General features: G+C 61.2%; 20 protein-coding genes. 16 read left to right on the plus strand and 4 right to left on the minus strand.

Going from position 1 to position 20247, the window contains the following annotated elements; all coding sequences use genetic code 11:
• Positions 1-141: 141 nt before the first annotated feature.
• Positions 142-1602, minus strand: a complete 1461-nt coding sequence (gene zwf / locus M0D69_RS01015; protein WP_301780228.1) for a glucose-6-phosphate dehydrogenase — start codon at positions 1600-1602, stop codon at positions 142-144.
• A gap of 527 nt (positions 1603-2129) precedes the next feature.
• Here zwf and M0D69_RS01020 point away from each other — a divergent pair.
• The 5 genes from M0D69_RS01020 to M0D69_RS01040 all read left to right on the plus strand — a co-directional run bounded on the left by M0D69_RS01020 (position 2130) and on the right by M0D69_RS01040 (position 8846).
• Positions 2130-3383 carry an ABC transporter substrate-binding protein gene (locus tag M0D69_RS01020; protein ID WP_301780229.1) on the plus strand — a complete coding sequence of 418 codons (1254 nt, stop codon included), beginning with the start codon at positions 2130-2132 and terminating at the stop codon, positions 3381-3383.
• A gap of 154 nt (positions 3384-3537) precedes the next feature.
• Positions 3538-4461 carry a carbohydrate ABC transporter permease gene (locus tag M0D69_RS01025; RefSeq protein WP_367619671.1) on the plus strand — a complete coding sequence of 308 codons (924 nt, stop codon included), beginning with the start codon at positions 3538-3540 and terminating at the stop codon, positions 4459-4461.
• Positions 4451-5308, plus strand: coding sequence for a carbohydrate ABC transporter permease (locus M0D69_RS01030; RefSeq protein WP_301780231.1), 858 nt, complete (start codon positions 4451-4453; stop codon positions 5306-5308). The genes M0D69_RS01025 and M0D69_RS01030 overlap by 11 nt, the downstream gene beginning before the upstream one ends.
• Positions 5309-5410: 102 nt before the next feature.
• Positions 5411-6529: an ABC transporter ATP-binding protein gene (locus M0D69_RS01035; protein ID WP_301780232.1), complete on the plus strand. Its 1119-nt coding sequence runs from the start codon at positions 5411-5413 to the stop codon at positions 6527-6529.
• Between the two features lie 178 nt (positions 6530-6707).
• Entirely contained in the window at positions 6708-8846 is a 2139-nt protein-coding gene (locus M0D69_RS01040) for a prolyl oligopeptidase family protein (RefSeq protein ID WP_301780233.1), read from the plus strand.
• A 35-nt stretch (positions 8847-8881) separates the two neighbouring features.
• On the opposite strand, the gene M0D69_RS01045 is transcribed toward M0D69_RS01040, so the two are convergent.
• Complete coding sequence (locus tag M0D69_RS01045) at positions 8882-10105, minus strand: Bcr/CflA family multidrug efflux MFS transporter (RefSeq protein WP_301780234.1); 1224 nt, start codon at positions 10103-10105, stop codon at positions 8882-8884.
• A gap of 370 nt (positions 10106-10475) precedes the next feature.
• Between M0D69_RS01045 and hemL the strand changes: the two genes are divergently transcribed.
• Genes hemL through M0D69_RS01060 form a run of 3 tightly spaced genes read left to right on the plus strand, consistent with a single transcriptional unit; the run spans position 10476 to position 13564 of the window.
• Positions 10476-11759, plus strand: a complete 1284-nt coding sequence (gene hemL / locus M0D69_RS01050; RefSeq protein WP_301780235.1) for a glutamate-1-semialdehyde 2,1-aminomutase — start codon at positions 10476-10478, stop codon at positions 11757-11759.
• A 10-nt stretch (positions 11760-11769) separates the two neighbouring features.
• Positions 11770-12906, plus strand: coding sequence for a bifunctional diaminohydroxyphosphoribosylaminopyrimidine deaminase/5-amino-6-(5-phosphoribosylamino)uracil reductase RibD (ribD, locus tag M0D69_RS01055; RefSeq protein WP_301780236.1), 1137 nt, complete (start codon positions 11770-11772; stop codon positions 12904-12906).
• Between the two features lie 31 nt (positions 12907-12937).
• Entirely contained in the window at positions 12938-13564 is a 627-nt protein-coding gene (locus M0D69_RS01060; RefSeq protein ID WP_301780237.1) for a riboflavin synthase, read from the plus strand.
• Here M0D69_RS01060 and M0D69_RS01065 read toward each other — a convergent pair.
• Positions 13559-14044, minus strand: a complete 486-nt coding sequence (locus M0D69_RS01065; protein ID WP_301780238.1) for a hypothetical protein — start codon at positions 14042-14044, stop codon at positions 13559-13561. The genes M0D69_RS01060 and M0D69_RS01065 overlap by 6 nt on opposite strands.
• Here M0D69_RS01065 and M0D69_RS01070 point away from each other — a divergent pair.
• The 8 genes from M0D69_RS01070 (at position 14034) to M0D69_RS01105 (ending at position 18780) form a co-directional block, all read left to right on the plus strand.
• Entirely contained in the window at positions 14034-14276 is a 243-nt protein-coding gene (locus tag M0D69_RS01070) for a hypothetical protein (protein WP_301780239.1), read from the plus strand. The two genes, M0D69_RS01065 and M0D69_RS01070, sit on opposite strands and share 11 nt — an antisense overlap.
• 165 nt (positions 14277-14441) lie before the next feature.
• A complete protein-coding gene (locus M0D69_RS01075) occupies positions 14442-14711 on the plus strand; it encodes a CopG family ribbon-helix-helix protein (RefSeq protein WP_301780240.1) in 270 nt (89 codons plus the stop codon).
• 29 nt (positions 14712-14740) lie between these two features.
• Entirely contained in the window at positions 14741-15031 is a 291-nt protein-coding gene (locus M0D69_RS01080; RefSeq protein ID WP_301780241.1) for a type II toxin-antitoxin system RelE/ParE family toxin, read from the plus strand.
• Between the two features lie 13 nt (positions 15032-15044).
• Positions 15045-15419: a hypothetical protein gene (locus M0D69_RS01085; RefSeq protein WP_301780242.1), complete on the plus strand. Its 375-nt coding sequence runs from the start codon at positions 15045-15047 to the stop codon at positions 15417-15419.
• Positions 15416-16588 (plus strand): bifunctional 3,4-dihydroxy-2-butanone-4-phosphate synthase/GTP cyclohydrolase II, encoded by a 1173-nt coding sequence (ribBA, locus tag M0D69_RS01090; RefSeq protein ID WP_301780243.1) that lies wholly within the window; start codon positions 15416-15418, stop codon positions 16586-16588. Before M0D69_RS01085 ends, ribBA begins: the two co-directional genes overlap by 4 nt.
• A gap of 45 nt (positions 16589-16633) precedes the next feature.
• On the plus strand, positions 16634-17137 hold the full coding sequence (gene ribH / locus M0D69_RS01095; protein ID WP_047896193.1) for a 6,7-dimethyl-8-ribityllumazine synthase: 504 nt from the start codon (positions 16634-16636) through the stop codon (positions 17135-17137).
• The gene (gene nusB, locus M0D69_RS01100) at positions 17134-17571 is read left to right on the plus strand and encodes a transcription antitermination factor NusB (protein ID WP_047896192.1); all 438 of its coding nucleotides are present in this window, start codon (positions 17134-17136) and stop codon (positions 17569-17571) included. The genes ribH and nusB overlap by 4 nt, the downstream gene beginning before the upstream one ends.
• 6 nt (positions 17572-17577) lie before the next feature.
• The gene (locus tag M0D69_RS01105; RefSeq protein WP_301780244.1) at positions 17578-18780 is read left to right on the plus strand and encodes a pyridoxal phosphate-dependent aminotransferase; all 1203 of its coding nucleotides are present in this window, start codon (positions 17578-17580) and stop codon (positions 18778-18780) included.
• A gap of 122 nt (positions 18781-18902) precedes the next feature.
• Here the strand turns inward: M0D69_RS01105 and M0D69_RS01110 are convergent, their stop codons facing one another.
• Complete coding sequence (locus M0D69_RS01110) at positions 18903-20060, minus strand: transglycosylase SLT domain-containing protein (RefSeq protein ID WP_301780245.1); 1158 nt, start codon at positions 20058-20060, stop codon at positions 18903-18905.
• Positions 20061-20247 lie beyond the last annotated feature (187 nt).

Below are 20247 nucleotides of genomic sequence, written 5' to 3' on the forward strand. Positions count from 1 at the left end.
GTTGCGACAACGCTTGAACCCGCTTCTGCGTCGCGCAACAGGATTTGTCTCGGCTTTAATTGCAACATGTCTACAGCACGTACGTCTTAGAACACGTTCCACCGACCCATTACAACGGTCTCAACTCCAGCTTCTCCAGCTTCAATTCTCTTCTTCCAGCCAGCACGTTCCGTGCTGCGCCAGCATCGCGCTTGCGGCCGCCGGTCCCCAGGTGCCCGAAGCATAAGGCTTCGGCGGTTTCTGCGACGCCGCCCATTCGTCCAGGATCGGTTCCACATAACGCCACGCCGCTTCCTGCTCATCACGACGCACGAACAACGCGAGACGCCCGTTGATCACGTCGAGCAGCAGGCGCTGGTACGCCTCCATCTGCCCTTCCTTGAAGAACTTGTCGAAGGCGAGATCCAGATGGACGCTCGCGAGATTCATGCCTTCGCCAGGTTGCTTCGCGAGGCAATACAGGCGGATGGTTTCGTTCGGCTGCAGGCGAATCACTAACCGGTTCGCTCCCGCGCGCAACGCGTTCGCACCCAGCGCCGAGTGCGGCACGGGGCGAAAATTCACGACAATCTCCGCCGTCCGGTCCGCGAGCCGCTTGCCGGTGCGAAGGAAAAACGGCACGCCAGCCCAGCGCCAGTTTTCGATCTCGACCTTCAACGCGACAAACGTCTCCGTATGGCTGTCGGGCCGCACACCCTTTTCGGTGGCGTACGCCGGCACCGACGTGCCCTTGATCACGCCCGCATGATATTGGCCGCGCACCGTGACCTTGCTGATGTCACGCGGATCGACGGGCTTGAGCGCGCGCAGCACCCGCAGTTTTTCATCGCGCACGGAATCGGAATCCATGGAGTGCGGCGGTTCCATCGTCACGATGGAAAGCAGCTGCAGCAAGTGGTTCTGCACCATGTCGCGCAAGGCGCCGGTGTTGTCGTAGAAATCGCCGCGCGCTTCCACGCCGAGTTCTTCAGCAATCGTGATCTGGATGCTTTCCACCCATTCGCGCCGCCACAGCGGTTCGAACAGCGCATTGCCGAAACGCAGCGCGAGCAGGTTCTGCACCGGTTCCTTACCCAGATAGTGGTCGATCCGGTAGATCTGCTCTTCCGCGAAGATCTCGCCGACAGCGTCGTTGATTGCCTTCGACGACTTCAAGTCGTAACCCAGCGGCTTTTCCAGCACGATCCGCGCGTTTTCGTTCAGGCCGACATCGGCGAGCGCACGGCAGATCGGCACGAACAGCGACGGACCTGTCGCGAGATAAAACACGCGCGTGCCGCCGAGTTCGTTCACGGCTTCGCGCAGCAGCTTGAAGTCTTCCGGCTTGCCGAGATCGAGCCTCACGTACACAAAGCGCGCGAGGAAACCCTTCCACACCGAGTCGTCGACACCATTCTTCGAGACGTGCGGTTTGACGTGTTCGTCGACCCAGTTCAGATACGCATCGCGATCTTCAGCCGCGCGCGCCACCGCGACGATCTTGCCGCCTTCCGCAAGCATTCCGCCACGATGCGCTTCGAACAGCGCCGGCAGAATCTTGCGCATCGAAAGATCGCCTGTTCCGCCGAACAGAACGAACGTGAAATTCGAGTCGTTTTGCATGTGTCTCCGCAGGGGTTCTGATGGACCGTAGTCCAATAAAATTTTTTTTGACACTGAATTGTAGTTTAACTACAATTCAAATCAAGGGGTAACGTGATCCCGGAAAAAAACACTTAGTCAATCAGAACATGCGTGTTTTCCCGGAGATTCATGTCTAGTTGCATGGTAATTGACCTGAGCCGTTGACGCTTTTGCCGTAAGGCCGCGTCGCAGCAAGGGCGAAAGCCGCTTCATGCGAGACCCCGGACGCACGCCACGCTGGTCGACGCCAGTGTGAACGGGCAAAAATCAAAAGAGGAGACAACAGTTGCGATTCGACACACTCATCTCTTGAGAGCCGTGTGGCCGTGGTTTGGTCTGCCGGCCAAGCTGGCGCGCCCAAGGCTTCTTGCCCTGGAAAACGCTGGCCTTATCCCGCCGACACCGCCGATTCCGGCCACTTCAAGTTTGTTCATGTTCCAGCCATCGCTTCCTGGCGGCATCAGGGGCCAATCGTTTTTTGTTCAGGTGTTCGGAGGAGATAAACAATGAAATTTCGCAAGCTCATCGGCGCGCTCGGCGCCGCAGGTCTGTTGTGCGGCGTGGCGGCTCAAGCGGTTCAGGCTGCAGAAGCCGTGTCTGTGCTGCACTGGTGGACGTCGGGCGGTGAATCGAAGGCGATCGGCGTGTTGAAGGACGACATGACGAAGCAGGGCTACACCTGGAAGGACTTCGCGGTTGCCGGTGGCGCGGGCGCCGCGGCCATGACCGCACTGAAGACGCAGGTGATCTCGGGCAACGCCCCGTCGGCGGCTCAGATCAAGGGTCCGCTGATCCAGGAATGGGCTGATCAAGGCGTGCTGGTGCCGATCGACTCGATTGCAGGCGACTGGAAGAAGAACCTGCCGCCGGAAATCGACAAGATCATGCACGCAGGCGGTCACTACGTAGGCGCGCCGTTCTCGGTGCATCGCGTGAACTGGCTGTATATCAACAAGGACGCGCTGGATAAGGCAGGCGGCAAAGTGCCGACCACCTGGCCGGAATTCTTCGCCGTGGCCGACAAGATGAAAGCGAACGGCATCGTTCCGGTGGCAGCAGGCGGCCAGCCGTGGCAAGACCTGACGCTGTGGGAAGACGTGGTGCTGTCGCAGGGTTCGGACTTCTATAAGAAGGCGCTTGTCGATCTGGACCCGAAGACGCTGAGCTCGGACCAGATGGTCAAGGTGTTCGACACGGTCCGCAAGGTCCAGTCGTACTTCGATAACGGCCGTACCGGCCGTGACTGGAACCTCGCCACCGCCATGGTCATCAACGGCAAGGCCGGCATGCAGTTCATGGGCGACTGGGCCAAGGGCGAGTTCGCGGGCGCGAACAAGAAAGCCGGCTCGGACTATGTCTGCGTAGCGGTTCCGGGCACGGAAAAGGCTTACACGTTCAACGTCGACTCGTTCGTGTTCTTCCAGCAGAAGGGCGCGAAGGAAGCCACGCCGGGTCAACTGGCACTGGCCAAGACCATCATGACGCCTGACTTCCAGGAGCAATTCAGCCTGAACAAGGGTTCGATCCCGGTTCGCCTGGGCGTGTCGATGGCCAAGTTTGACGATTGCGCGAAGAAGTCGTACGCCGATGAACAGACCGCGATCAAGTCGGGCGGTTATGTGCCGTCGCTGGCTCACGGCATGGCGCAAGGCGACGCAACGGCGGGCGCCATTACCGACGTCGTGACGAAGTTCATGAACTCGACGCAGGACTCGAAGAGCGCAGTGGCTGCTCTCGCGAATGCCGCGAAGACGAAGTAAGCGTTTCAGGTCGTAATCGGGCGTGTTCCGGCTTTGCTGGAACGCGTCCGAACCGAAATTTGTTGTAAGTAAAAACCGCTGTATCCCTGTTCCGGCCTGAGACTCTTGCCGGCAAATTTTCAGGAGTCGAGAAGTGGCTGCCTCCCCTAGCGGTATCGCGAGCAAGACTTCGCGCACCCCGCCCCGCCGCACGTCGCCTCTGGCGGCGCTTGCCGATACATACATCCCTAAGCTGGTACTTGCGCCTAGCGTGCTCATTGCGCTCGTGTTCGTGTACGGCTTTATTTTGATCACCGGTTATCTTTCGCTGACCAATTCGCGATTGATGCCGCGCTACGACTTCACCGGTTTCCAGCGCTACACGGAGCTGTTCTCGAACGACGTCTGGTGGACGTCCGCTGCGAATCTCGGCTGGTTTGGCATTCCGTTCATTGCGATCTGCGTCGGGCTCGGCCTGTTCCTGGCCATCCTGCTCGATCAGAAGATCCGCAATGAAGGTGCGTTGCGCGCGATCTTTCTCTATCCGATGGCGTTGTCGTTCATCGTGACGGGTACGGCGTGGCAATGGATCCTGAACCCTGGCCTCGGGCTCGAAAAGGTCTTCCACGACTGGGGCTGGACGAGCTTTTCGTTCGACTGGCTGGGTAACCCCGACAAGGCGATCTTCTGCGTGGTGATCGCAGCCGTGTGGCAATCGACGGGCTTTGTCATGGCTCTGTTCCTCGCCGGTTTGCGCGGCGTGGACGCGGAAATCTTCAAGGCCGCGCAGATGGACGGCGCTTCATTGCCGCGAATCTATCGCCAGATCGTGATTCCCAGCATGCGCCCCGTGTTTTTCTCCGTGCTGCTGATTCTCTGCCACATCACCATCAAGACCTTCGACCTCGTGGTTGCGTTGACCGCGGGCGGTCCGGGCACGTCGTCGTCGTTGCCGGCCATGTTCATGTACACGTTTTCGTTCAATCGCGGACAACTGGGCCTGGGCGCCGCTTCGTCGATGATGATGCTCGCCACCGTCGTCGCCGTGCTCGTGCCGCTCATGTATCTGGAATCGAGGAGCACGCGAAATGGACTCTAAGATGACGATCAGCCGCGCCGTCATCTATGCGGCGCTGGTTCTGTTTGCCCTGTACTTCCTGTTCCCGATCTACGTGATGCTCTCGACGTCCTTCAAGGACCTCGACCAGTTGCGCTCCGGCAACCTGCTCACGCCGCCCACCACATTCACGTTCGCGCCGTGGGTCAAGGCGTGGTCGCAATCGTGTACCGGCGTGCGTTGCGACGGCATGGAACCGTTCTTCATGAACTCCGTGCGCATGGTGATCCCGGCCGTGCTGCTCTCGTCGATAATCGGCGCGTTCAACGGTTATGTGCTCACGCACTGGCGCTTCCGCGGCGCCGACGCGGTGTTCACGATGTTGCTGGTGGGTTGTTTCATCCCCTTCCAGGCCATCCTTTTGCCGATGGCGCGTTTGCAAGGCATGCTCGGACTCGCTAACACCACGACCGGTCTGGTACTGGTGCACGTGGTCTACGGTATTGCGTTCACCACCATGTTCTTCCGCAATTTCTACGTGAGCATTCCGGCGGAACTGGTGAAAGCGGCGCGCATTGACGGTGCGGGTTTCTTCACCATCTTCACGAAGATCCTGATGCCGGTATCGCTGCCTATTTTCATGGTGTGCCTGATCTGGCAATTCACGCAGATCTGGAACGACTTCCTGTTCGGTATCGTGTTCTCCGGCGTCGATTCAATGCCGATCACCGTCGCCCTGAACAACCTGGTCAACACATCGACGGGTGTGAAGGAATACAACGTCGACATGGCTGCTGCGATCATTGCCGCCCTGCCCACCCTGCTTGTCTACATGGTCGCCGGCCGGTTCTTCGTGCGCGGCCTGACAGCGGGCGCGGTGAAGGGCTGATTTCCGCAGGGCGCCCCTCACTCAAGGCTGGCGCCCGCGGTAGAAGATCAACTGATGCGCGCACGAAGATACTCAGCGCAGAGACATTAAAGGATTCATAGCATGGCAAGCCTTTCAATCCGTGACGTGTACAAGACTTATGCGAACGGCGTCCCCGTTCTGAAGGGCGTGAACATCGATATCGATGATGGTCAGTTCCTGATCCTCGTGGGCGGTTCGGGCTGCGGGAAGTCCACGTTGCTCAATATGATCGCCGGGCTGGAGACGGTCACCAAGGGCGACATCATGATCGACGGCAAGACGGTGAATAACCTCTCGCCGAAGGATCGCGACATTGCGATGGTGTTCCAGTCGTACGCGCTGTATCCGTCCATGACCGTGCGCGAGAACATCTCGTTCGGCCTGAACATCCGCAAGGTGCCAAAGGACGAGCAGAAGGCGATCGTGACGCGCGTGTCGGATACGCTGCAGATCCAGCATTTGCTGGACCGCAAGCCGGGTCAGTTGTCGGGCGGTCAGCGTCAGCGTGTGGCAATGGGCCGTGCGCTGGCTCGCGATCCGGTGATGTTCCTGTTCGACGAGCCGTTGTCGAACCTGGATGCGAAGCTGCGGATCGAGATGCGTTCGGAGATCAAGTTGCTGCATCAGCGCCTGGGTACGACGATTGTGTACGTGACGCACGATCAGATCGAAGCCATGACGCTGGGCGATCGGATCGCGGTGATGAAGGACGGCGTAGTGCAGCAGTTCGGCGCACCGCAGGATATCTATGATTCGCCGGCGAATTTGTTCGTGGCGGGTTTCATTGGCGCGCCGCCGATGAATTTCATCGATGGAAAGCTGGTCGAGGCTGGCTCGGGTATCGGGCTTGAGATCGACACGGGCGTGTCGCGTACCGTACTGAATCTGCCGTTCGATGCCGCCGCGGTGCGCAGCAAGATTGGTCAGAACGTGATTCTTGGACTGCGTCCGGAGCGGATTACGGATGCTCGTGGTGCGCATAACCTCGAGGATGCGCGGTTGCAGCCGATCGACGTGAAGATCGACGTGATCGAGCCGACCGGGCCGGATACGCTGGTTTTTGCGCAAGTTAACGGCAAGCGCGTGGTGAGCCGCGTGCACCCGGCATCGAACCCGCAACCGCTGACGAATATGACGCTGTTGTTCGATGTATCGAAGGCTGTGTTGTTCGATTCGAAGACGGAAGAACGGCTGGCTTAAGCGTTGTTGCTGAAAAGGCTGGTTGAAGCCGCGCAGACCGAAAGGGCTGCGCGGTTTTTTCGTTTGCGTCGAACGCTCCCCCGCAGTAAGGCACAATTCCCCTTCCGAATTCCTGAACAAACCGGCCGCCGCCTGCCCGCGCTCGTCCGCAACTACCTTGCAGGCTCTGCTTAAAACGATGACAGATTCTTTCCTCAGCCAGCATCCCGAACTCGAATGGCGCATTGCCGATGGCATCGATCCATTCATCGAACTGGAAGCGCTTGATGACCCGCGCGTCGACGTCTGGGTCAGCGCGCAGAACGCGCGCACGACCGAAGCCTTCGGTAAGGCCCCGGACACCGACAAACTCACGAAAAGGCTGGCGAAGGCCTACACGTCGCAGGAGCGCATCGTGTCCTGCTCGCGTTATGGCGACTGGGGCTACAACACGTGGCAAGATGAGCAGAATCCGCTGGGCATCGTGCGCCGTACGCCGTGGGCTGCATGGCTCGCAGGTAAGCCCGCGTGGCAGATCATCCTTGACGTCGACGCGCTCGACTTGAACAACGCCCCCACGAACGAAAGCGAAGAAGGCGAAGCAATCCGCTGGGCGCTGCATGACTTCGACATGCTCTACCCCACCTGGGACCGGGCGTTGGTGAGCTTGTCGCCGGGAGGCTCGGACGCGTGCATGGTCCGCGAATTCGATATTGAATCGCGCACGTTCGTTGCAGATGGATTCACGCTGCCCGATGTCGGCAAGCACGGCATCTCGTGGATCGATCGCGACACGGTGTATGTCGGCTGGGACGATAGTGCGCACAGCAAGAAACCCGCGCTGACCACCTCCGGTTTTCCGCGCCAGGCGCGCAAATGGAAGCGCGGCACGAAGCTCGCTGATGCCCCCGTGGTCTTCGAGGGCAAGCGTCGCGATGTATCCGCGGGCGTCGACTACGATCAACTCGAAAACCTGCATCTCGCCTCACGCGCGACCTCGTTCTTCGAGACGCTTCAATACTGGCTCGATGAAACCACCGGCGAGTGGCAGCAATACGACGTCCCTCCGCACGCGGAACTCGAACATTGGAACGGCTGGCTGTTTGTCACGCCGCGCGAGTCCTACGAAGCAGGCGATGCAACCTACGCAAGCGGTTCACTGCTCGTCACCCGCCGTGATGAATTCCTCAAAGGCGCACGCGATTTCACCGTGCTGTTCATGCCATCGGGCCGCAACGTCCTCGCCGATATCGACTTCACGAAGCACTGGCTGGTTGTATCGCAGATGGATGACGGGTCGCCGCGCGTTGAATTGCTCGCGCCGCCCGCTGAGCTGAAAGGCGACTGGACCCGCCGCGACTTCGCGTTGCCTGCAGCGAGTCAGTCGTACGTGGATTCCATCGATAGCGAACGCGACGACACCGTGCTCGTTCACGTCGAGCATTTCCTCACACCGCCGTCGCTTTACCACGCCGATCTCGCGCAGCCGGAACGCGAATGGCAGCTTCTCGCGCGCCTTCCGGCTCAATTCGATGCCACGGGTCTTATCGCTGAACGTCGCCACGCGACCTCATCCGATGGCGTCGAAATTCCCTACTGGCTGGTCGGCCGCGAAGCGAACGTAAAAGGTCAGGAAACCGCGCCCTGCCTGCTTTACGGCTATGGCGGTTTCGAAGTCGCGCTCGACCCGCATTACGATGCAACCACCGGCATGGCATGGCTCGAACGTGGCGGGTTGTACGCCGTCGCGAACATTCGCGGCGGTGGCGAATTCGGGCCGGAATGGCATCAAGCGGCGCAGCAAGAGAAACGTCAGGTCGCCTTCGATGACTTCATCGCAGTTGCAGAAGCGCTGGTGGCATCGGGCGTGACGACATCGAAACAACTCGCCATTCGTGGCGGCAGCAATGGTGGCTTGCTCACCGCCGTCATGCTGGTCCAGCGCCCGGAATTATTCGGCGCGGTGCTGTCGGAAGTGCCGCTGCTCGACATGGCACGCTTTCATTTGCTGCTGCAAGGCGCTTCGTGGATAGATGAATACGGTGACCCTGACAATGCCGACGACCTGCGCTTCCTGTTGACCTATTCGCCGTATCAAAACATGAAAGCCGATGCGGTTTATCCGCCGGCGCTGTTCACGTCATCGGCGACCGATGACCGCGTGCATCCCGGCCACGCCCGCAAGATGGCGGCACGGATGCAGGCGCTAAGACATGCCCGCGTGTGGTATCTGGAGAACCGCGACGGCGGTCACGGCGCGGGCGTGGAGGCGGAAAGCATCGCGCGAGTGGAAGCGACGGCCTTCACGTTTTTGCAGCGGATGGTAGGCAGCGAGTGATGATTTGCCGGGTTTGCTGAGCGCGGGCTGAAAAATCACCCCGCGCGACTCGCCCGCACCGGCGTGCCATGCCAGCGCAATACCAGCGTGCGCCCGACGAACGTCAACACGCCCGTCACCGCAATCACGGTTCCCATCCCCTTCGGCGTACCGTCGTGCAGCGCTCCCACGGCAAGACTCGCCAGCGCGCCGAGCGCCAGTTGCACCGCGCCGAACATCGCGGCGGCGGCGCCCGCGTTATGCGGGTATCGATGCATCAAATCCGTCGTGCAATTGGCCGACAACAAACCCACGACACCGACCACGAAGAACAGGCAGCCGACGATCGACCACAAGCCGCCAAACCCGGTGATGCATACGAACGCCGTCGCCAGCGCCGCGATCACGCTGACAAATGACGCAATCGAGATCAGTTTCAGCGATCCGAGCGGCCCGACCAGCCGCGTATTCACCACATTCCAGCCGATGATCCCGATGATGTTCAGCCCGAAGAAAAACCCGTAGTGCTGCGGCTTCACATGAAAGTAGTCGATATACACAAACGGCGTCGCGGTGATGTACGCGAACATCGAAGCGAACGCCATCCCGCCGCATAACACGTGGCCCCACGTGACGGGATCGGTGAGAAGACGGCCGTACGCGGCAAACGAGCGCCCGAGCGCCGAGGTCGCGCGTTTCTCGCGCGGCCAGGTTTCCGGCACGCGCAAATACGTGGCCACCGCGCAGAGCGTGCCGAACAGCGTCAACGTGACGAAGACCGCGCGCCAGCCGCCAAGCAGCAGCAATTGCCCGCCGATCAACGGCGCGAGCAGCGGCCCGATCGATGTGACGATGGCGAGCATCGACAGCACACGAGCCGCGTCGGAAGGCGCGTGAGCATCGCGTGCAATCGCCCGTGCCAGCACCGACGCCGAACCCGCACCGAGCGCTTGCAGAAAGCGCAAGACGACCAGCGAATCGATGGAAAACGACAGCGCGCAGCCGACGCTCGCGAACGTGTAAAGCACAATGCCGCCGAGCAGCACCGGCCGGCGCCCGTAGGCATCGGAGAGCGGACCGTACACGAGCATGCCGAGCGAAAAACCGAGCATGAAACTGGTCAGCGTGATCTGCGCCGCGGCCGCGGTCGTACCGAACGCGGCGGCGAGAGACGGCAGGCTTGGCAGATACATGTCGATGGAAAGCGGACCGCACGCCGCCAGCGCGCCGAGCAGCAGGATCAGTCGGCGATCGGCACGGCGCTTGATGATTTCGGGCATGAGAGGCGAAAGGAAGCTTGAGGAAAAGGCGCAGTTTTCGGTACTGGCGAGTGGCGAAACGAATACGAAACGAGTGCGAAAAACCTCGAGGCGGCCACGTCCGGCGTACAAACGAAGGGCTTAAACAAAGCCTTAAAACAGTGTGCATTGTACGCGCCCCGCTTTCGTCGGCTTGGCTTCAATGCTTTCGAATGCAGCGCCAGGCCCGAGCATCGCGGACTCGATCCAGACGACTCCGGTACAATTTCATCTTGATTTCCTGCAGCCGCGCCGACCCGCCGGACTGAATTTCCGGCGCTGATCAAGGCTTGTCGAAGCCGGCGTCCGCAGCCCTTCTCCGCAGAACCCGTCATCCAGCGCAGGTCCAGTCATGTCCAGAAATGAAACTCTCTTCGAACGCGCCCAGAAAACCATCCCCGGCGGCGTGAACTCGCCGGTGCGCGCGTTTCGCTCGGTCGGCGGCACGCCGCGGTTCGTCGAACGTGCGCAGGGTCCGTATTTCTGGGACGCCGATGGCAAGCAGTACATCGACTACATCGGTTCCTGGGGTCCGATGATCCTCGGACACGTCCATCCCGAAGTGCTCGACGCCGTGCAGCGCGTGCTCGTGAACGGGTTTTCGTTCGGTGCGCCGACTGAGTCCGAGGTCGAGATTGCCGAAGAGATCTGCAAACTGGTGCCGTCGATAGAGCAGGTTCGCATGGTGTCCAGCGGCACGGAAGCGACGATGAGCGCGCTGCGCCTTGCTCGCGGATTCACGAAGCGTGATCGGATCGTGAAGTTCGAAGGCTGTTATCACGGCCACGCCGACAGCCTGCTCGTGAAGGCGGGATCGGGTCTGCTGACGTTCGGCAACCCCACGTCGGCAGGCGTTCCCGCCGATATCGCCAAGCACACGACCGTGCTCGAATACAACAATGTCGAGCAGCTCAATGAGGCGTTTGCTGCGTTCGGCGCGGAAATCGCGTCGGTGATCGTGGAGCCGGTGGCCGGCAACATGAACCTCGTGAAAGCCACGCCCGAATTCCTGAAGGCGCTGCGCGAGCGCTGCGACGAGCACGGCTCGGTACTGATCTTCGATGAAGTGATGTGCGGTTTTCGCGTGGCGCTCGGCGGCGCGCAGCAGGTCTACGGCATCAAGCCGGATCTGACGTGTCTCGGCAAAGTGATCGGCGGCGGCATGCCGGCGGCGGCGTTCGGCGGGCGTCGGGAGATCATGGCGCATCTCGCGCCGCTTGGCGGCGTGTACCAGGCAGGCACGTTGTCGGGGAATCCGATCGCGGTCGCAGCCGGGCTGAAGACCTTGCAACTGATCCAGGCGCCGGGCTTCTACGAAACGCTCACCAAGCAAACGCGACGCCTCGCCGACGGCCTCGCGGCCGTTGCAAAGGAAGCGAAGGTGCCCTTCTCGGCGGACGCCATCGGCGGCATGTTCGGCCTGTATTTCGCCGAGCGCATCCCGGCGAGTTTCGCTGAAGTCATGCAAGGCGACACGAAGCGCTTCAACGCGTTTTTCCACGCGATGCTCGATGCCGGCGTCTACTTCGCGCCATCGGCGTATGAAGCGGGATTCGTCTCGATCGCCCACGACGACGCCGTCATCGACGCGACGCTCGACGCCGCTCGCGGCGCCTTCGCCCGTCTCGCCGCCTAGAGCCGCCGCCATGTTCTCGCAGACCGATTTCTCGCACATGGAGCGCGCGCTGGCCTTGGCCGCGCGCGGCATGTACACGACGACGCCGAATCCGCGCGTCGGCTGTGTGCTGGTGAAGGATGGTGAAGTTATTGGCGAAGGTTTCACGCAGCCGGCCGGCCAGGATCATGCCGAGGTTCGCGCATTGAAAGACGCGCGGGCGCGTGGCCACGATCCGCGCGGTTCGACCGCCTACGTGACGCTTGAACCATGCAGCCATTTCGGCCGCACGCCGCCGTGCGTGCACGCGTTGATCGACGCGCGGGTCGCCAGAGTCATTGCCGCAATGGAAGATCCGAATCCGGCCGTATCGGGACGCGGATTGGCGATTCTCCGCGATGCGGGTATCGATGTGCGCTGCGGCCTTCTGGCCAACGAGGCGCACGAGATGAACATCGGCTTCGTGTCGCGCATGACACGCCGCCGTCCGTGGGTACGTATGAAAGTCGCGGCCACGCTGGATGGCCGCACGGGTTTGCCAAACGGCGAGAGTCAATGGATCACCGGCGAAGCGGCCCGTGCCGACGGTCATGCGTGGCGCGCGCGGGCGTGCGCGATCTTGACGGGCATTGGCACGGTGCGCGAGGACGATCCGCTACTCACCGTGCGCGCTGTTGAAACGCCGCGTCAGCCGCAACGCGTGCTGATCGACAGCCGCCTGGACGTGCCGCTTACTGCCCGGATTCTGGAAGGCGCACCGCCGTGGGTGTTCTGCGGCGACCAGCCCGACCCCGCGAAAGCCGATGCGCTGCGTGAACGCGGTATCGAATTCACGCCGTTGACGAACGAACACGGCAAGGTCGATCTGCCCGCCATGCTGGGTATCCTCGCCGATCGCGGCATTAACGAACTGCACGTGGAAGCCGGCCACAAGCTGAATGGTTCGCTGCTGCGTGAAGGATGTGTCGACGAATTGCTGGTGTATCTCGCCCCGAGTTTGCTGGGCAGCGCACCGGGCATGTTCGATTTCACGCCACCCGATACACTCGATGCCCGGCCGCATCTGCGGTTTCATCGGATTGACCGGATGGGCGACGACCTTCGTATTCTCGCGCGCTTCGCCGTGGTGAAGACGGATGCGCCGACGGACGCGAAACCAATCATCTAACGCTTACGCGAAAAGCCAAGGAATCTCGACGATGTTCACAGGAATTGTCGCGGCGGTGGGCCGCATTGAAGCGGTTACGCCGTTGGGTTCAGCCACCGATGCCGATGCCGGCGTACGCCTTTCGGTGGCATCAGGCGGGCTGGATCTCGCGGACGTCGAGCTGGGCGACAGCATCTCCATCCAGGGCGCGTGCATGACCGTGATCGAGAAGTCGGCCACTTCTTTTGCCGTCGATGTCTCGCGCGAGAGCCTGAACAAGACCGCCGGCCTGTCCGATCCCGGCGATGTCAACCTCGAAAAGGCGCTGCGCGCGCATGACCGGCTGGGCGGACACCTGGTATCGGGACATGTGGATGGCTTGGGCGAAGTGACGTATTTCGCGCCGGTCGGCGAATCGCATGAACTGCGGATTCTCGCCTCGCGCGATATCGGTAAATATCTGGCTTATAAGGGCTCGGTGACCGTGAACGGGGTGAGCCTGACGGTGAATTCGGTGAACGACCGGCCGGACGGCTGCGAGTTTTCGATCAACCTGATTCCGCATACGGTGGAAGTGACGACGTTGCGGCATTTGAAGGCCGGCTCGAAGGTGAATCTGGAGATCGATCTGATCGCGCGGTACGTGGAGCGGATTCTAACAACGTCTCAGGACTCATGACGTGGAGGCCGATCGCCCAATGACCAGCGATGTTCTTGAAGTTAGTGCGAACGCGGTCTGCGGCTTTGCACCACGGCGCCGGATCGAGCGCGTACTCGATCGTCGTGCCAGATGCATGGCTAGCCTCGGCACGATGAAAAAGGATATGCCGACCTCCATGTCAGGGCTGTAATCGACGAGGATCAGCGCTACATCCGGGATGTCCGCCACGCGACCGATCTCTCGATACACGGTCGCGACGAGCCCTAGCTGAGCAAGCAGTGCTGCAATCCGCGTCTCGCCAAGATAGTACGGATCTCGCACGGGATGCTTTGTCTTGGCGATAGCGGTTTCCCGCACTTCTTCGATCGTTTTGCCGACTGGCATGGCGGCACAAGCAAAGACATCATCTGAGTCGTTGGTCTGCGCGACGAACCGGAACGCAGGGGTGAAGGTTGTCCGGGCGCTCTCGACCTTTGTCGGAATGGCGATGGCGGGCATGGAAGCTCCGTCAGAACGCAAAAAAGAAACGCGCGGCAACGCCTGGCTGGGGGCATCAGCCATTTTGGGTGGATCAGGGAGAAAAATTCGAAGCGAAATCCGCCAAATTTCCTGCGGATCTGCTCAGGCGTGCGCCGCGGCGCGAGCGGCGAGCCGAAAACCGGTTTTTGTCGGTTTTTCAGTCGTATCGTTACTTTATCAGGGTCAGATCATATTCTCAACGCCCAAATAACTTTGTTCAGGGGCGCGAAAATCCCGGGAATCCAACATTTTGGAACAAGCCCTTCCCTCATCGCCAGGGTTCCTCGAGGCTGTAGACGCTCGCGAAGTGCAGCAATGACGGTGATATTATTGTTTTATAATAGACCGTATTGTTAACCAATATTCGAGGTATGTGATGGTAGCTGAGACTCGAACGCTGACAGCACAGGTACCCGTCGAACTGGCGGAAGAAGTGGATGCATTGTCAGAGCAGATCGAACGTCCAAGGCAGTGGATCATCAAGAAAGCACTCGTCCAGTACCTCGCGCGCGAGGCAGAAAAGCGCCGCCTGATCCAGGAAGGACTGGACGACGTGACCGCCGGACGTTTCGTCTCGATGGAACAGGCCCGGGCGTGGGCAAACAGCCTCGGCACGGACAACGAAGGGCCGGTGCCGAAAGCGTGAGCGTCAAGGTCACCCCCACCAGTAAGGCCATGTCTGACCTTGGGGTCATTGCCGACCACGTCAAGAAGTTCAACGACGCCGCCACCGCTCGCAAGATCGTCAATGCGTTGCTAGACGAAGCGGAACGCCTCGGAGAAGACCACTTTCACCGGCTCGGCGAAGAACTTGACGGATACGACGGTCCGCCCGCCCGCGAAGTACACCGCTGGGTATGTCTCGCGGGCCGATACGAATTGCACTACGAGGTCCTGCCACCGTATGCCGAAGAGCCCACGACCATTGCCGCGCTTCGCGTATGGGACGCCCGGCAGGATCGTTGAGGGGCAACCGTAAATGGGCTATCACATTCGCACCTTCGCGACCTTGAACCAAGAAAGTTCACAGGTCTGGGAAATTGAAAATGATGTTGCCGTCCGGATCGGCGTCACGAATGCGGAACAAAGTCCCGGATGCTATTTCAGAGCTGAGCCCGGCGAGTCGATTTGGGATGCGCTGCGTCGTCAAACGCCGTGGTTTGAACCCAACGGGGAATGCCCGTTTCACCAACCCGTCCATCTGATGGACCGACTTTCGGCCGTTGCGCCGTTTTATCTCGCTAATACCCGGCCGGATGGCCTGACGCCCGTCCAAAACCGGCAAATCCAGCGACTTGCCATCAGCGGTGGCGTAAAATACGCCCTTTCTCGCACCGGACGACCACCGCAATGACGCTCGCCTCCACCCCAGAGATCATCGCCGAGCTGAAAGCCGGCCGGATGGTGATCCTCGTCGACGAAGAAGACCGCGAAAACGAGGGCGATCTCGTCATCGCCGCCGACTTCGTGACGCCGGAAGCGATCAATTTCATGGCGCGCTACGGCCGTGGACTGATCTGCCTCACGCTAACGCCGGAGCGCTGCCGCCAGTTGAACCTGCCGCTGATGACGCAGCGAAACGGCACGCAGTACGGCACGGCATTCACGATCAGCATCGAGGCCGCCGAGGGCGTGACCACCGGCATCTCGGCTGCGGACCGTGCCCGCACCATTCAGGCGGCCGTGGCGCATGACGCGAAAGCCGAGCATATCGTTCAGCCGGGCCACGTCTTTCCGATCATGGCGCAACCGGGCGGCGTGCTGGTGCGCGCCGGGCACACGGAAGCGGGCTGCGACCTCACGGCAATGGCGGGTTTGACGCCGGCATCGGTGATCTGCGAAGTGATTCGCGACGACGGCGAAATGGCGCGGCTGCCCGATCTGATCGAATTTGCCGAGCTGCATGGCATCAAGATCGGCACGATCGCCGACCTGATCCACTACCGCTCGCGCACGGAATCGATCGTCGAGCGCGTCGCCGAGCGCACCATGCAGACGGCGCATGGCGCGTTTCGCGCCGTGCTGTACCGCGATCAGCCGAGCGGTTCGCCGCATATCGCGCTGGTGCGCGGGCAACCGTCGCCGGAGCGCGAAACGCCGGTGCGCGTGCATGAACCGCTGTCGGTGCTGGATCTGCTTGAAGTGGACTCGTCCACGCACTCCTGGACGCTCGACGCCGCCATGAAGGAGATCGCCTCGCGCGATCTGGGCGCGATCGTGTTGCTCAATTGCGGCGACACGAAAGAACATCTCGTCGATGTATTCCAGGCGTTCGAGCGCGAGGACAAAGCGGCCGAACTCAAGCGCCGGCCGGTCGATTTCAAGACCTACGGCATCGGCGCCCAGATCCTGCGTGAACTGGGCGTGGGCAAGATGCAAGTGCTGTCGAACCCCCGCAAGCTTGGCAGCATGTCGGGTTACGGCCTCGAAGTAACGGGGTTCATTCCCATGCCGGGCTGCCCTGCCACGGCCACGACAGAGTCGGCCGATCCCGCTTCCATCGCCCATTTGCGCTCGGTCTGACCGGCGCCAACCACCACACCGCACCACACTGAAAACGGACAAATAATGGAAATCGGACAATATCAACCGAACCTCGACGGCGACGGACTGCGCATCGGCATCGTGCAATCTCGCTTTAATGAACCGGTCTGTAACGGCCTCGTGGACGCCTGCACCGAAGAACTCGAACGGCTCGGCGTGATCGGTGAAGACGTGCTGCTCGTCACCGTGCCGGGCGCACTCGAAATTCCGCTGGCACTGCAAAAGCTGGCTGAATCGGGCCAATTCGATGCACTGATCGCACTTGGCGCAGTAATTCGCGGCGAAACATACCACTTCGAGCTGGTATCGAATGAAAGCGGCGCGGGCATTTCCCGTATCGCGCTCGACTTCGGCACGCCGGTCGCGAATGCCGTGCTGACCACCGAAAACGACGAGCAAGCCGTTGCCCGCATGACGGAAAAGGGCCGCGACGCAGCGCGCGTGGCCGTGGAAATGGCGAACTTGTCGGTCGCGCTGGAGCAGCTCGGCGGCGACGATGAAGACGAAGACGACGAGGACCGCGCATGAAAAGCGCTCGACGACGCTCGCGCGAACTCGCGACACAAGGGCTTTATCAATGGTTGCTGTCGGGCTCGCCCGGCGGCGAGATCGACGCGCAGTTGCGCGGTGCGCAAGGCTTCGATAAAGCCGACCAGGAGCATCTGGACGCGATCCTGCACGGCGTGATCAAGGAAGCGGACACCATTTCCGCCGAGTTGCAGCCCTGCCTCGACCGGCCGCTCGACCAGCTTTCGCCAGTCGAGCGCGCGGTGCTGATGGTCGCTGCCTTCGAGTTCAAGCATCACCTGGACATTCCGTATCGCGTGGTCATTAACGAAGCGGTTGAACTGACGAAGACGTTCGGCGGTTCCGATGGTTACAAGTATGTGAACGGCGTGCTGGATAAACTCGCCGTTCAGTTGCGGCCGACTGAAGCGCAAAGCCGCGGGCAACGCAGCTGATCTGCTATGAACTTCGCTAAAGAACCGCTCGACGCCGCTATCCGGTACGCCGCACGCGTTGACGCCATCGAGCCTTTCTACGTGATGGAACTGGCGAAAGAAGCGCAGGCGCTGGAGCGCGCGGGTCGCAACATCATCCACATGGGTATCGGTGAACCGGATTTCACGGCGCCGGAACCGGTGATCGCAGCCGCTACTGATGCCTTGCGGCGCGGCGTCACGCAATACACGAACGCACTTGGGTTGACGTCGTTGCGCGAGGCGATTTCCGGCCATTATCGCGACACATTCGGGCTCGATATCGATCCGGCACGCATCGTGGTGACAGCGGGTGCATCGGCGGCGTTGCTGCTGGCGTGCACCGCGCTGGTCGATCGCGGCGACGAAGTGCTGATGCCCGACCCGTGTTATCCGTGCAATCGCCATTTCGTGGCCGCCACCGACGGCCGTCCGGTCCTGATACCAAGCGGTCCGGCCGAGCGGTTCCAGTTGACAGCCGCCCAGGTCGAAGCGCACTGGACGCCCGCAACGCGCGGCGTGCTGCTTGCCTCACCGTCCAATCCAACCGGCACGTCCATCGAACCGGACGAACTGGCGAAAATTGTCGATGTGGTGCGCGCGCACGGCGGTTTCACGATCGTCGACGAGATTTATCAGGGCTTGAGCTACGACGCGAAGCCAGTGTCGGCGCTGTCGCTGGGCGACGACGTGGTCACCGTGAACAGTTTCTCGAAGTACTTCAACATGACCGGCTGGCGGCTCGGCTGGCTCGTCGTCCCGCCCGCGATGGTCGCCACGATGGAGAAACTCTCGCAGAACCTCTTCATCTGCGCGTCGACGCTCGCGCAACATGCGGCGCTGGCGTGTTTTGAGCCGGCTACGCTTGCGATTTACGAATTGCGACGCCTGGAATTCGGGCGCAGGCGGGATTTCATCGTGCCGGCGCTGCGTTCGCTCGGTTTTGAAGTGCCGGTGGTGCCAGACGGTGCGTTCTATGTTTACGCCGATACGCGGCACGTCGCGCATCCCGCTGCCGGCGACAGCAGCGCGCTAACCCGTTCGATGCTGCACGACGCCGGCGTCGTGCTGGTGCCCGGCAACGATTTCGGTTTTCATGCGCCGAAGGACTATATCCGGCTGTCTTATGCAACTGCGTACTCGCAGCTTGAAGAGGCCGTGCAGCGGCTGGGAACGTTGTTTAAAGTTTGAGCAGCAGGCCAAGATCTCAGGAAAGCAGAAACTAAAAGGCCGTTCCAACGTGAGTTGGAACGGCCTTTTATCTTGCCCGGCCTTGGATCCACAGCCTGAGCGCGCCCTACTTCGTCATCAAATCAAGCGCCAAACTCCGCCGAGGCTACGTGCTTCGCTTGCGCGTCGGCATCGGCGGTGTCGTTGTGGTCGTGCGGTGCGGACGACTTGGTAGCCGGTGCGGTAATCGCCGGGGCGCCATCGAGCGTCACATGCAGGCGCTTTTCGCCCGCTCCCGAGCTCGACGACGGGGAAGCCGACGCCACCACCTGCTTGGGCGCAGGCTGTGCCGGCGCTTGCGGCGTGTTGATCGGCACATTGCGGCCGCGCGCCACGTCACGCAGGCGTGCACGTTCGGCCAGCACCTTCGCGCCGTAACCGCCGTCGTCCTGTGCCGTCGAACCCACGTAGAAGCGCAATCCGCCCGCCACCGACCCACCACGCGCGATGCAATCCTTCAGCACCAGCGCACCGACCTTGATGTTCGCGAGCGGCTCAAGCGCTGCGTGCGAACCGCCGAAGTACTGGAATTTGTCGGAGTGAACCTTCGACATCACCTGCATCAACCCTTGCGCGCCAACACCGCTTTCAGCGTACGGATTGAACCCCGACTCGATCGCCATCACGGACAGCAGCAACAGCGGATCGAGGCCGACTTCACGGCCGGTATCGAAGGCGGCTCTCACCAGTTCGCTGACCGGCTCCTGCGCCACGTGATAACGCCGCGAGATGAAGTTCGCCACCAGGTTTTGCTCGCGATCCGACACCAGCACGCGATCGTCGCGTGCATCGGCGACTACGCGCTGCGAGGAAATTGCGCTGGCGAGCGTCGAAACAGTCGGTAACGTGCGGGGATCGAGTCCATTCGGCGACACGGCGAGACTCAGGCCGCCGGTCAGCTTGCGGGTGCTGTCGTCGTCGCTGGCAGCGGCGCCGAGCGACGTCGTTTCGCCGTTACGCAACTCCTCTTCACGCCGATGACCGATCGCGAAGGGTGGCAGGGGTTGACCGGAGAGCAACCGGGCCGGGCCGGCTTGTACAGCAGCCGACACGAGCGGCATGAGTTTGGCGGCGAAGGAGCCGCGCCAGGCCGGAAGGAGCCAGAGTGCCAGCGCGGTAGCAACGGCCGCGCAACCAACCAGACAGAAAACCGTAAGACTCATGTGTTTGGCGCGACGCAGCACTGCGCGCAAATAAGGCGCCAGGCGAGCGTCGGGACGCCACGACAACCAAGCATTCATTGGATAGATCTCCCAAATTGCATGATTTCCGCAGATGAAAAACCTCAACAACCGGTCCACCACGCAGAAATCGACACCGCCAGCTCTGGGTTAGCCACGAGCGGTATCGGGAAAACGGCACAAACCGTTGGGGAAACCTGACCGGAACATTTCGTTTCCGGGTCCGCGCAGCACGAAAGACATGCCG

It is taken from the genome of Caballeronia sp. SEWSISQ10-4 2, from assembly GCF_030464885.1.
In the GTDB taxonomy this organism is placed as follows: domain Bacteria; phylum Pseudomonadota; class Gammaproteobacteria; order Burkholderiales; family Burkholderiaceae; genus Caballeronia.